The organism is Colwellia sp. BRX10-4, from assembly GCF_014077465.1.
Classification (GTDB): Bacteria; Pseudomonadota; Gammaproteobacteria; order Enterobacterales; family Alteromonadaceae; genus Colwellia_A.
The window spans coordinates 1-13,416 of the sequence record NZ_JACGVZ010000033.1 but is presented as its reverse complement, the minus strand read 5'-3'; the positions used below and the strand labels follow the sequence as shown (position 1 = coordinate 13,416).

At 35.4% G+C, this 13,416-nt stretch carries 12 protein-coding genes; 5 read left to right on the top strand and 7 right to left on the bottom strand.

Annotation, left to right across the window (positions count from 1 at the left end; all coding sequences use genetic code 11):
• Positions 1-58 precede the first annotated feature (58 nt).
• From H4J67_RS18060 to H4J67_RS18045, 4 genes are all read left to right on the top strand, one after another.
• On the top strand, positions 59-1,594 hold the full coding sequence (locus H4J67_RS18060) for an amidase (protein WP_182170961.1): 1,536 nt from the start codon (positions 59-61) through the stop codon (positions 1,592-1,594).
• 101 nt (positions 1,595-1,695) lie between these two features.
• Positions 1,696-2,274, top strand: a complete 579-nt coding sequence (locus tag H4J67_RS18055) for a peroxiredoxin family protein (protein ID WP_259368667.1) — start codon at positions 1,696-1,698, stop codon at positions 2,272-2,274.
• Positions 2,275-3,156: 882 nt separating this feature from the next.
• Complete coding sequence (locus H4J67_RS18050; protein ID WP_182204578.1) at positions 3,157-3,768, top strand: fumarylacetoacetate hydrolase family protein; 612 nt, start codon at positions 3,157-3,159, stop codon at positions 3,766-3,768.
• Positions 3,769-4,187: 419 nt separating this feature from the next.
• On the top strand, positions 4,188-5,981 hold the full coding sequence (locus H4J67_RS18045; protein WP_182204576.1) for a lysophospholipid acyltransferase family protein: 1,794 nt from the start codon (positions 4,188-4,190) through the stop codon (positions 5,979-5,981).
• A gap of 12 nt (positions 5,982-5,993) precedes the next feature.
• Here H4J67_RS18045 and H4J67_RS18040 read toward each other — a convergent pair whose 3' ends face one another.
• From H4J67_RS18040 to H4J67_RS18015, 6 genes are all read right to left on the bottom strand, one after another.
• On the bottom strand, positions 5,994-6,740 hold the full coding sequence (locus tag H4J67_RS18040; protein WP_182170949.1) for an NRDE family protein: 747 nt from the start codon (positions 6,738-6,740) through the stop codon (positions 5,994-5,996).
• Complete coding sequence (locus H4J67_RS18035; protein WP_182170946.1) at positions 6,741-7,310, bottom strand: hypothetical protein; 570 nt, start codon at positions 7,308-7,310, stop codon at positions 6,741-6,743.
• A 38-nt stretch (positions 7,311-7,348) separates the two neighbouring features.
• Entirely contained in the window at positions 7,349-7,630 is a 282-nt protein-coding gene (locus H4J67_RS18030; RefSeq protein ID WP_182170943.1) for an anti-sigma factor, read from the bottom strand.
• 1 nt (position 7,631) lies between these two features.
• Positions 7,632-8,297 (bottom strand): sigma-70 family RNA polymerase sigma factor, encoded by a 666-nt coding sequence (locus tag H4J67_RS18025; RefSeq protein ID WP_182170940.1) that lies wholly within the window; start codon positions 8,295-8,297, stop codon positions 7,632-7,634.
• 267 nt (positions 8,298-8,564) lie between these two features.
• Positions 8,565-8,723 carry a hypothetical protein gene (locus tag H4J67_RS18020; protein WP_182170937.1) on the bottom strand — a complete coding sequence of 53 codons (159 nt, stop codon included), beginning with the start codon at positions 8,721-8,723 and terminating at the stop codon, positions 8,565-8,567.
• 223 nt (positions 8,724-8,946) lie between these two features.
• Entirely contained in the window at positions 8,947-9,699 is a 753-nt protein-coding gene (locus H4J67_RS18015; protein WP_182170934.1) for an ABC transporter substrate-binding protein, read from the bottom strand.
• A gap of 347 nt (positions 9,700-10,046) precedes the next feature.
• Here H4J67_RS18015 and hflX point away from each other — a divergent pair, with 347 nt between their 5' ends.
• Entirely contained in the window at positions 10,047-11,399 is a 1,353-nt protein-coding gene (hflX, locus tag H4J67_RS18010; RefSeq protein WP_182170931.1) for a GTPase HflX, read from the top strand.
• A gap of 171 nt (positions 11,400-11,570) precedes the next feature.
• Here hflX and H4J67_RS18005 read toward each other — a convergent pair whose 3' ends face one another.
• Entirely contained in the window at positions 11,571-13,244 is a 1,674-nt protein-coding gene (locus tag H4J67_RS18005; RefSeq protein WP_182170928.1) for a DUF342 domain-containing protein, read from the bottom strand.
• Positions 13,245-13,416: the final 172 nt, after the last annotated feature.

The window sequence follows — 13,416 nt, the reverse complement described above, 5'->3', positions numbered from 1 at the left end:
AGACAAGTGCCCCCAATTTAAATTATAAAATGTGCAACGTTATACTTTAGGAATTAAGATGAAATTTTTTCAACCGCTAGCTTTATTATTTTTTTGCTCTGTAATGGCTTTTAATGTTCGTGCCGATATTAATGAAAATACCACCATTAACGACATTCATCAGCAAATGCAAAGTAAACAATTAACCAGCGAACAATTGGTGCAATTCTATTTAAAACGCATTGCGACATATGATGACAAAGGAATGACGCTAAATTCAGTGGTGCAATTAAATAAAAATGCCCTCAAGCAAGCTAAAGCACTTGACCTTTATTTCCTTAAAAATGGCTTTAAAGGCAGCTTGCATGGTATTCCTATTCTGCTTAAAGACAATATAGATACTACTGATGGTATGGCAAACACAGCAGGTTCAACTGCTTTAGCCAATAATTTTCCAGATGATGATGCTTTTTTGGTTAAGCAACTCAAAGAAGCTGGCGCGATTATCTTAGGAAAAACCAATCTAAGTGAATGGGCAAACTTTCGCTCAACTGCTTCATCAAGTGGTTGGAGCGGTTTATATGGACAAAGTAAAAACCCTTACGATATAACAACTAGTCCTTGTGGCTCTAGTTCAGGTTCTGGTATTGCTGCAGCGGCTCACTTTGCTACGGTAACAATTGGTACTGAAACTGATGGTTCAGTGACTTGTCCAGCGGCAATAAATGGTGTTGTTGGAATAAAACCAACCTTAGGTACCGTTAGCCGCGACGGTATTATCCCCATTGCGCATAGCCAAGATACAGCGGGTCCTATGGCGAGGAATGTAACCGATGCGGTTATTTTGTTAGCGGCAATGGTAAAAGCAGACCCAAGTGATCAAGATGTAATGTCTTCAACGATAGATTACCTCTCACACTTAAAGCTTGATGGTCTTAAAGGTAAGCGTATCGGTATTGCTCGAAATCTAATGGGTTATCATCAAGGGCTAGACAATGTTTTTAGTCAGGCAGTGCAAGACCTTAAAAGCCAAGGTGCGGTGATCGTAGACGACGTTAATTTTGAAAACAAAGATCAGTGGGGCGATGCTGAATTTGAAGTGCTGCTTTATGAATTTAAAGACGAGCTCAATAAGTATCTTTCAAAAACAGCACCAGGCATGCCCAAATCACTCAGTGAAATGATTGAATTCAATAAAATAAATGCTGATGTTGAAATGAAATATTTTGGACAAGAAATATTTTTGATGGCACAAGCTAAAGGGGATATTACTGATAAAGTTTATCTTGATGCACTCGCTAAAGCGAAACGTTTAACACAACAAGCAGGTATTGATGCGTTACTTGAAAAGCACAATCTTGATATGATTATTGCCCCAACTACAGGACCCGCGTGGAAAATTGATTGGGTTAATGGCGACCATTATTTAGGTGCTGCATCTTCTGCTGCGGCAATATCAGGTTACCCTCATATTACGCTACCTATGGGCTATGTACATGGCTTACCTGTTGGGTTATCAATGTTTTCTGGCAAGTTACAAGAAGGTATCTTGATTGAAGCTGCTTTTGGTTATGAACAAGCGACTCAACATCGCGTTGCGCCAAAACTACAGTAATTATCTCTGGTAAATTAATAACAAATAGATGAAGTAAATAATGCAAATGTACGGTCTATATTTTTAGTACAAACATTTACTTCATCTAAGAGTTTAAAATTATGGTTGATAACAAAAAATATATACCTGTCATTGTCACTTTGCTTTTCTCGATGCTTTTTATTAATAACGCTTTTGCCGAGCAGACTTCAATAAACGTTGGGCCTAAAGTGGGTGATAAAGCACCGGCTTTAACAGTAACAGATATAAAAAAATCAGTGGTTAACATTACTGACCTAACCGCGGAAAAAGGATTGATCATCTTATTTTTTCGTTCAGCTGACTGGTGTCCCTTTTGTAAACGCCACTTAATTGAATTCAATGAATATGCTGATAAATTTAAAGCGTTAGGTTACGGTGTTGCTGCTATTTCTTATGACAGTACTGACATCTTAAATGGTTTCTCTAAAGCGCATCAATTAACCTATCCTTTGTTGTCAGATCAAGCGGCGGCGACGGTAAAAGCCTATGGTATTCTCAATAAAGATTACCAAATGGGCGATGATAATTATGGTATTCCTTATCCTGGTGTTGTGATTATTAACCCCGCAGGGACTATCGATTATAAATACTTTTTTGAAGGTTATCGCAAGCGTGTAAAGTTTGTCGATTTATACCAGCAGTTAAGTACCATCAAATAAGCGATAGATTTTCATAGTATTAAGCCTCTACTTTTTAAAATTTAAGAAATAGAGGCTAAACAATAATAAATAGATAATAATTGAAAAAAATGTTTACTTTCACGTTTAAGCTGTTTATAGTTGTTTTGTTAATTATCCCCCTCTCGTTTATTTAACCTATTATCCCTTGTTATTAGTACTTGTGATAATCAATGTTATGTCTTTCCCTTTCACAGTCAGTCATCACTCAAATTACTAAGCCTAAATTGTTGTCTGAGGTTATCAAGATCCATTATTTCTTGATCAGATATTTATAAATATCTAAACGTTTTCACACAGTAATATGGCTTTTATTATTAATGCGCAGCAGCGCAAATTAAAGAGTTTTATTATGTCTTATACATATAAAGGAATGATTTATTCAATTAAATCACCTATTAATTTCATTTCAGTTAACAAACATAATGTTGTTGTTAACGATCAAAATGGTACTAAGTTAATCAAGTTTGGCAATAACACCGATTCTAAATGTTTTTTAGAATGGATATACCAAGCTTAATAACAAGATAAACCCTCAATTCAACACCATGAATTGAGGGAATGATTAAAGTCGAATCTTAGCGGTATAACCACTAAGCTTCGGCTAAATTGCTACTTTTACTTCACTTCAATTATTCACTCCCCTGATTTATCCGATTTGGCTAATCTAGCTACAAGATTTTTTGCAATTTCTTTCAAGATTTATTAAATTATATTTATCTACAATATCAATAAATGATTAAGTTATCCTATGTTACGATTTTGATGCTAGGGTGTTTTACTTAGCTATTCTCTAGCCGATGGCTTCGTTAACTGATATTAATAAAGATTAAGTTAACGAATTAAGACAAAGGAACAGCATAAATGAACAGTGTTAAGCATGATGGTCTCGACTTTATCCCTTCAAAGGTTGTCTGCATTGGCCGAAATTACGTCGAGCATATTGAAGAACTAAACAATGAAGTTCCCGCAGAGCCGGTCGTTTTTATTAAGCCTAACTCCGCCATCTCTAATGAGATAGAAAACCATCAATCTGATGAAATACACTATGAAGGTGAGATCAGTTTTATTATTAAGAACAATAAAATCTCTGGTATAGGCTTTGGCTTAGATCTGACAAAAAGAAAACTTCAAAATGTACTTAAATCAAAAGGTCTACCTTGGGAGCGAGCTAAAGCTTTTGATAAATCGGCCGTATTTAGCAACTTTGTTAACTGTGATGGTGATTATAAAAGTTATAAGATGGAGTTATTTATAGATAACCTTCTTATACAATTCGCTAATTACCCACTGATGATTAACAAACCTGAAATGTTAATCACTGATATACAAAGTTTCTTAACCCTTGAAGATGGAGATATTATTATGACTGGCACGCCTAAAGGTGTGGGCATTATCAATTCGGGGCAGTTATTTACCGCTAAAATATATAAAAATGAAGAAATTATTATTGAACAATCTTGGCTTGTTCAATAACTTTACAGGCGCTAGATAAAAAGGGCCATTAAACTTAGCGTGTCAGTATTATTACCTGTTTTATAACCTTAGTTAAAATTAAGTAAAATGCACGTTTTATGAAATTAATTCAGCAAGAATATGCGAGATAATGATCATCGTTAACTTAATTTTATCAAGCACTTAAGTTACAAGTACCCGTAATGCACTTAAAGACTATATACCTTTGTCGAGGGGGTGGGGCATAGGCTAAATACAAGCGTGTTATAGCTCTAATTGATAAATTTAGCCTTTGTGTGATAAAAATATTATTAGTGCTTTATTTTTTTGTCAAACTTGTAACCTTTATCTTGTGTGTAACATCTAAAATAGTATCGAGAGTTAACGGGGAATCCCTTTGATCGCGTTAATCTAATCATTTCCCTATAACTGAAGACTTTATGAACAATGAACCACTAAAAAAACCTTATTCAGACTTACGCCTTGCTGCTATGGCGCCTAATACATTGTTGGGAACACTGCTGAAAATTACCGGGCCTTTTTGGGATAAGTTATTAGGGATAAGTAAACTGCGCAGGGTTTATGAGTCTTGTGAATTATCTGGATTAAACAAACAAGAATTTTCACAAAAATTACTCGATGGTTTAGGTGTTCAGGTTTCTGGTGTTGATGGTGTTTTGGCAAAAATACCGCAACGTGGCCGTTGTATTATTGTCTGTAACCATCCTTATGGCATGATTGAAGGGGTTATTGTTGCGCACTTATTAACCGAAGTTCGTGCTGATACTAAGGTCATGGCAAACGTCGGTTTAACAATATTTAAAGAAATTAAAGATTACTTTATCTTTGCTAATCCACTAAAGCCTAAAGCTTTGATCAATGGCTTAGCAATAAAACAATGTTTTCGACATCTCGAAAAAGATGGCTTGTTAGTCATATTTCCTGCAGGGCGTGTTTCTTTTTTTCAAGCGGATAAACAACGAATTGCCGATGCTGATTGGAATCGACTCGCAATTAAGCTTGCCACAAAAACAGACTCGCCTATCTTACCTGTTTTTATATCAGGTGCTAATAGCAAGCTTTTTCATAATATGGGTAGAGTTTATTATCGTTTTCGACTACTAATGTTAGCGCATGAAATGTTTAAATTACAAGCACATAACATCGCTTTAAAAACCAATAATCTGCTCACCATAAAGCAACTTAATGAATTTAATGGTACTAAAAGAATGAATGATTTTGTCCGCTTACAATGCTATTTAAATGATGATAACTATTTTAGCCCTTGGCTTGAGCATGAGCAAAGAACATCATTTGAAGCGGTTATTCCTATGGTGGATAAAAAATTAATGAAAAAAGAGCTTGCTCAACTGCCTGAAATACAACACTTATTAGATTTTAAGTCATTTTCTGTCTATTATGGTTATCAACAACAAATTCCGCATTGTGTAGAAGAAATCACTCGATTACGAGAAATAACGTTTAGAACTTTAGATGAAGGGAGTGGTGAAGCGTGCGATACCGATAAATTTGATGCAACGTACATGCATTTATTTATTTTTGATCATAAAAATGAAGAGATTATTGGTGCCTATCGAATAGGACAGACCGACCTTTTACAAAACAATGGCGATGTATCACAACTTTATCTTGCGCAAATGTTTGATTTTGCGCCTGAGTTTATTAATCAACAACAACCTTGTTTAGAAATGGGCCGCTCATTTATCATTGCTGCGCACCAAAACAGTTTTCATGGCTTATTGTTATTATGGAAAGGCATTGGCGCTTTTGTCTGTCAAAACCCACATTACCGAACATTGTATGGCACGGTATCATTAAGTAAACTATATGATCCTCGCTCAGTTGCCTTAATTGATGAAATTATGGTGACAGATAAAGAGGGCGTTAGCGCTAAAAAATCCTTTGCCGGGCAACTTCATCCAGAAGTAAAAGACTTTATTAGTGCAGCACCTGTCTCGTTAAATCAGTTGTCGGCCTTAGTGATGGGCATCGAAGAAGACGGTAAAGATGTCCCGGTATTATTGAAACAATATTATAAGTTAGGGGCTAAATTTCATTGCACGGGCATAGATGTTAATTTCAATGACACGCCAGGCTTGTTGCTTAGTGTTAATTTACCAGCTGCACCTGACAAGCTATTAAAACTTTATTTAGGTTCATCTAAAACCGCGTATATAAATTATGATAAAAGTGATGAGCTAAGTGCCATTTGAGAATAATAAATATTAAGCGAATTCAATACTCTCTTCTTTTGGAGACAAAACTGTGTGAGATTTTTGTACAACATTATCAAAGTACTCAAAACAAATTTCACTTTCTTTAGCGAAATGATTTTTTATTGATAAGTGAGAGATGCTGACTGTTCTCGCATCTTCTCTTTGCATATTAACCGCATACTTACCGTCTTTTTCTGTTGAAAAATGAAAGTCTTTGTGTTGATTTGATAATGATTCGTTACCATTAACGGACTGTTCAAAGCGATATTTTCTCATTTGGCTGACATCAATAAAATCAAGACTTGATGATGTTATTGGTAAGTCAGCCTTACCATCTACGCTTACCTCAATAAGTTGTTTACCATTCCACTTTACGCAGTGAATTTTGGGTTTTTGAATCGATAAATCTTCAGGAAATATGCACAGTTGAAAAGGTTGGAAAACCTTTAGGTCCATAGTTTCTAATTGCTTAATAACACTCGTTTGGTTTTGCAGTAAAGAAAGAATAAGTTGCCCACGACTGATCACGTTATCGTGATTATTTGTGGGTGCTTGGTAATTATTTAATAAAGCGAGTGATAAGCCTTTTTTGCTGACAGCTATCCAGGTACCAGCACCAACAGGGTCTACAGGATAAATAGCGCCATTTATTGGATAATATTTAGGGGGTGTAGCTAACAAGCGAGAACGTTGTTCATCACGATTGAAAAATAATTCATAACCATTATCATTGAGTAAATACGTTAAGGTACACATTTAATTAACCACAGATAAAAGTTTGTTTTTACTTTTTACATCAGTAGGTTGTTCATTACACTCTCTTAAAAAAGTTGCAGTAGCAGGCGCTAAGCCAAAGTCTTGGGGTAACTCGGTTGCTTGTAGCGCATTTTTTTGAACAAAAGTTATCTGGGCAATCATCGCATAGTGATGAACAGCATGGCTGCCGACAAAAACTAATTCTCTAGCAACAGAGGTTTGTAGTTTTTGCACATTTTTATTGGTTACCGAGACTTCTGTCGCTAATGTTATCGCTTGATTGAGTTCGTCTTCGGACATGCCTTGAATCCAATTCGCTATTTCATTTAATTTAGCGATAGCAAGTTCAGGAGACAACTCTATTTGGCCACCACGCACCCTAAGATCATAGTTAATCAAGTTATTTTCAATACCTGACATTATTGCTAAATAATGATCAATAATATGTCGCATATGAGTGCCTGCAGAGCTGATAAAGTTAGGCTGAACGATTTGCGTATAATTTTTTTTAGAGACAGTATTAAGATACAACTGACCTTGTTCAATAATTTCCAATTGACTGATGATCATTCTTTTTAAATTTCCAATAGTAGAATTAATAAAATGAACTATTTAGACGTTCGACTCTTTAAGATAGCTTGTATAAGATCTTCTGGGACCTCAGGGCTCTGCTCCGCGCTAATAAACCCTGCTTGAGAAAGACGAATGGCTTTTTTGTAGCCCTCTAAATAATCTCTGCATTCTGGGCACATACTTAAGTGCAGTTTAAATTTAAAGCTTTCAATGTAAGATAAATTACCGTCATGAAAATCATATAGAAAGTTGTCAACCTCTTCGCAGGTCAACATACCTGGCATGTGCTGGGTTATTAATCGTTTAATCATTAACATATCAGTTTACCTTCCAATTTTTTTCTGCGCTCTTTATGTCTTCCTGTTCTAAAATAGCTTTTAAAAGTAACCTAGCTCGGTGTAATTGAGTTTTCACTGAAGCTTCAGATATTGCTAAAATTTCAGCCGTTTCTTTGGTACTTAGTTCTTGGATGTCTCTAAGCAGTAAAACGTTACAATATTTTTCAGGAAGTTGGTAAATAATATTATTAAGCGATAATTTTGTTTCACCTTTTTCAAATAGCATTTCAATATTATTATTTAGGTTATCGTTTAAGCTATGGCCTAAACTATCGGCAAATTGCGTACGCTCTCCATAGTCATTGTATTGCTGATAAAATGTTTCTATTGAAGTGGTGTTTTGCCTTTTTCTTTGTCGAAGCATCATTAGCGCTTCATTTACCGTAATACGGTGCAGCCAAGTCGACAGGTTTGAATTTTTTTTAAAGGATGTGATGTTGTTAAAAACTTGAATAAAGGCTTTTTGTAAGCACTCTTGTGCATCGTCATCAGTGGAAAAAAAACGCCATGCAAGGGTATACATTTTTGCGCTGTATTGGCGTACTAATGCCTCGTAAGCGAAAGCATTATTATTGATCAGCCCCTCAACTAGTTCATCTTCTTTATCAATATCTTGGCTTAAAGTAGCGGAAGATTGTTTTTTCAAAAAAGTTGTAACCTTTTTAATTTTAGCGCATCTACTAACTAAGTTAACGAATAATTAATTGAAAATCACTCTTTAATTTTAAGGCTGTTTTTTTAGTGTCATTTTTGATAAAGAATAAACATTGAAAACACAGTTAATAGGCCTTAGCCTTGTTAAATAAAACTAAAAAATTGATGGTTAGTCCTACTCTTTTTAAGGATGTATTTAGTACCAGTATTTTGAGGGCGGCTACTAAAAAAAGTGCAGGTTTGAATGATTTGTTAACACTTAACGAAGCTTAGAGTTAGCGTTTACATTTCTGATGGTATCACTAGCAACAGCCCCCTTTTTTCTGTCATTAATGTTCACGAGAATAGTCGCAGCCGTTACGGTACATTGGGATGATGGCTGGTAAGCGATAACAGACTCAAGTGCACTTTTACCCATGAAAGAATTATTGACCTCTGATAAGTTAGTTATCGTAAAAGAAGTACTACAAAGCACATTTATTATGCGAGGACTTTAACTATTAATAGATAAAAAGTGTTAACAGGAAAAATTGTTTACGGGTACCTAATTACTGTAATTGAGTTAAAAGATAAGATGCTCTACTTTGTCTCTATTGCGTAATATAAAGCATTGTTATTGAGTCGTCATAATTCCCAATAACTTACTTTTGCATTTCATGGCTTGCATAAATTTTTTCTATTGAGCCATTTTGTTTTAATTCTTTGATCACTTTATTTACCACATCTTTTAGTGACTTGTCTTTAAAAGCCATATTAGAGTAGGTAAAGGGCCATAAATAATGTACGGTAAAATTGTTACGGGCTATGCTCGCTTCATCACTATAATATTTATTCTTTAAATCATACCAAAATATGTTGATATCACCGACTCTAATCACCTTTTCTCCAGAAAGCATCAGTAGAGTGGTATCTTTAGGGTGGGCATGCTCTGAATATTTTGTATTTTCTTTTGCTATATTCTTAAATTGTTCACCAAGCAGCTCTGTGGCTCCTTGGTATGCGGCAATAGACTTTCCTTGCAAGTCACTTATATTATTAATAATTAACTGAGCTGACTTTTTCGAAACTGCTACATCTCTAAAGCGAAACACTGGCTCTGATAAGTAGGCTTTTACTTTTGAACTGGGAAAAATATTAGAAGCAACATCAATTGACTTACCATAGTTAATTTCATGTAATATCCGGTTATTACTCATGGGGATGTATTGCACTTCATATTGTGGCAGCTCTTTGAATATTTCATCAATGATTTCAACAAATAAGCCTCGTGTGCCTTTTTCAATAAAATAAGGAGGAAAGTTACCGACACCCACTTTTATGACTTGCTGCGCCGTTGACACCGTTGAGAATAAAAGTAGATAGGTAAAAAGTAGGCCACTTAATATTTTTGACATGAATATAACACCACAACTAATTGTTCATTGATTAAGAGTGTAGTTAAATAATAGTAAATAAGGTAATTTAAATCTGTTGATATTATTAATCTTTTATTAATAGATTACAGCAAGTTTTAGGCTTTTAGTTGGCGGTGAATCATAATCGCGTGCATCATACTAAGCCGCGTTTATTCTCTTAATCGCGCGATCTGCTACCGACATCATTCAGTGATTTCTTATCAACTAAAATAAACTCGCTATTTAGTCTGCCATTACCCTATAAAGCTTAGCTATAACAGCGTAGGATAACACTACTTTAGATAAAAACTTAGGTTTGCACTTCAGGTGCACTAACATAAATAATTATGCAACTAACAGCAAAAGCATCACTTACTAACGCTTTACTTATTTCTATTTGCACACCGCAGTTTAAAGGTGATGAAGCAACAGAATCACTTGCAGAGCTTGCGCGCTTAGTGACAACGCTTGGTTTCAAAGTCGTTGGCACTCAGTCTCAAAAGCAGAGTTCGACTAAGAAAGTTAATGTACTGGGCTTGGGAAAATTAGCAGAAATAGCTCACCTTACGGGTAACCAGGGTGTCGTTGAAGGCTTGAATGACGCTGATGATTTACTCGATGAAACTGACATCTCTGCTGTACCTTCAGATATTCCATCAGAAAACCTGCCCTTTGGTTGTGCAGATGTCGTAGTCTTTGATTGTGACTTAAGTCCATCTCAACTGCGTAACGTCGAAAATCAGTTAGGTGTAGAGGTGTTTGATCGCACCGGTATTATTATTGAAATATTTAGTCGTCATGCCCGTACTAAAACAGCAAAGCTACAAGTTGAAATTGCTCGTCTTAATTATGTAGCACCACGACTTCGTGAAACATCATGTGGTGATAAAGAACGTCAGATGGGTAAAGGTGCTGGTGAAACAACGCTTGAACTTAACCGCCGAGCAGTACGCGACCAATTAGCCGATCTTAAACGCGAGTTAGTCAGTGTTCAACATGAAATGAAAGGCCGACGTACTCAACGTTCTGAGCTTTTTTGTGTGGCATTGGTGGGGTATACCAATGCGGGTAAATCATCAATGATGCGAGCGATTACCGGTAGCGACGTTGTTGGTGAAAACAAACTTTTTGCAACGCTTGATACCACCGTTCGTGCACTATACCCAGCCACACAACCACGGATATTAGTGTCAGACACGGTAGGGTTTATTAAAAAGTTACCGCATGATTTGGTTGCCTCATTCCATTCAACCTTAGCTGAAGCTCATGATGCTTCGTTGCTCTTATATGTGGTTGATGCTTCTGATGCTTCCTTTCGTTCACAACTCGATGTTGTGCACGAAGTACTGGCAGAAGTGGGTGTTGAAGACAGTAAAAAATTACTGGTACTCAACAAATCTGATCAACTTAGTATTGAGCAACAACAAGCTCTGATGGAAGAGTTTCCTGATGCTATGATCACCTCTACTCGAAATTCTCTTGATATCACTAAGCTGCATAAATATATTGTTAACGCAGCGCAGGACGATATGATTGAAGATGAGATTATTATTCCTTATACCGCGAAAGGTATCATAGGTGAAATTCGATCGAGCATGAGTGTTACTAAGGAAGATTATGAGTATAGTCACATTAAACTTACAGTACGCTCAAACGCGATTGATTTAGAGAGATTAAAAAAGCGCATGCAGAACTTATAAAGTGATGGCTGTTCTGTTCATTAATTTGAGCCATTTCTCTGGTGAACTTGGTGATTTATTGCTGAGTCATTGATTTTCTAGCATTATACACGGATAAATATTTAAAAAATCTAAGGTTTTACGAATGTATCAGTATGGTGTTTGAAGGTTAATTCATTTGAGTTATATCAATCAAGTAACCATTGGCTCTATACTGATTTTATTTTCGAGCCACTTTATCTGTGTGGCTTCATGGTCACGTTTAAAAGCATAGTTTTTATTGGCGACTTCAATATTTACACCTGAAAGTATTGACTGATATGCTGCTAGCTCAAAAGCCTCTAAATGCTCATTGATATTATTCGATTTTTCTAGCCATTCTTTATTGAGTTTACCTAATAAGTATAAGTGCTTCTTTAATGCATGGGTAATACGGTCTATCTGTTTAGTATTTTTGTTATCTAGGTCCTTAGTCTTTTGTAATAATTTATATATTCTAGGTAAGCGCCTAATTATTTTATAGTTTACTTCATCTGCACTTATTCTTAATTCTTCGACAGTATTGGGCCAATAATTGAAATTTAAATAGGTAATTGCTCCAGAGGCTGAGCCAAGAGTGCCTATATGAACAGAACCTCCTGTGAGTACTCGAGTACCAAACAACTTTCCATCCGCTTTGCCATTAGCGATATTACCCACCCATAAATCACCCTCAACAGTAATTTGGCTATGAGAAATATATTGTGTAATGCAAATATCTTTTTTACAACAAATGTCGACATATTGTGCAAATTGCGCGCTAATATCTCCATCTGCTTTGATCACTGTACTGTTTTTTAACTGATTTTTTTTTGATATTTGTCGACCAATAATGCCCAGTGCAATTGATATGTTACCGCCAGCAGAAATTGAGGCGGTTTCAACTAACCCACCAATAACAATGTCTTCAGTGGCGGATAATTGCATACCTTCACAAACATTGCCTTGCACATAAATAGAGCCATCAAAACGAATGTTTCCGGTGCCAACATCTATATTTTCAATTTCTAGTAACTTGTGCACCGCGACACTATTATCTAAATATTTTGGCATACCATCAATATCAGCAACAATAATGTTATTGTTTTCATCTAAAAAAGACGAACCTTCAGACTCCTCTAGAAAACATGTTTCACCTGGTAATGCATCTATAGCCGTTCCGGTTACATCAAAGCCTTTAACACCATCGGTTGGTGGTATTAGCTTAGCTAATTTTTTACCTGCTTTTACATGAACTAAATTACCTAATTCACGCATATCTACATTGCCATTTTCGAGTTTTTTAGGACACCTAATTTGCTTTGCGGGGTCATCGACTAAATATTTTATGTAACCATCCTTTCCATTTCTGCTCATTTTTCCTTTTGCTATTTCGGTAGATATACTTTTACCTCCTTGAAGTAGCCGCCCCTCTTTTATAATATTGATGAGGTTTTCTTTGATGATACCCTTGGTTATATTGTTTTCTTTTAATACATTAATAACATCAGCATTTTCAATAGCCTTACCACCATAAGCTGCGGTAAACTGTAATGTAGCTGACATATTTTCAGGGCCCAACGTGATATTTAAATTCGCATCAACAGCATTTGCTATGATTGAACTTGTACCTGTCGCCGTTTTGGATTCATCACTCTCATCACTTTTAGCCACTTCTGCTAATAATAGCTCCATCGCCCCATCAATCAGTAAAAAAGTAGAATATGTAGATAATTTAAATGTTGTTTGTAGTTTTTTTAAGTTAGCTTTGGGCTGTCCTTTAACAGGCGTGATGGTCATTAATAAATCGTTATCTTCGTTTTGAAGTGTTAATTTTATATCACACATATATTTTTCATTTATTTTGACTGTATTAATATCAATTTTTATCATTAAAATTGAGGTTAATTGCTAATACATAAAGTGTTTACGGTTATTACTATAATATTGTTTATCATTTGAATACTAATAAATTCAGTTTATTCAGTTTATTCAGTTTATTCATTGAATTTATTTTATT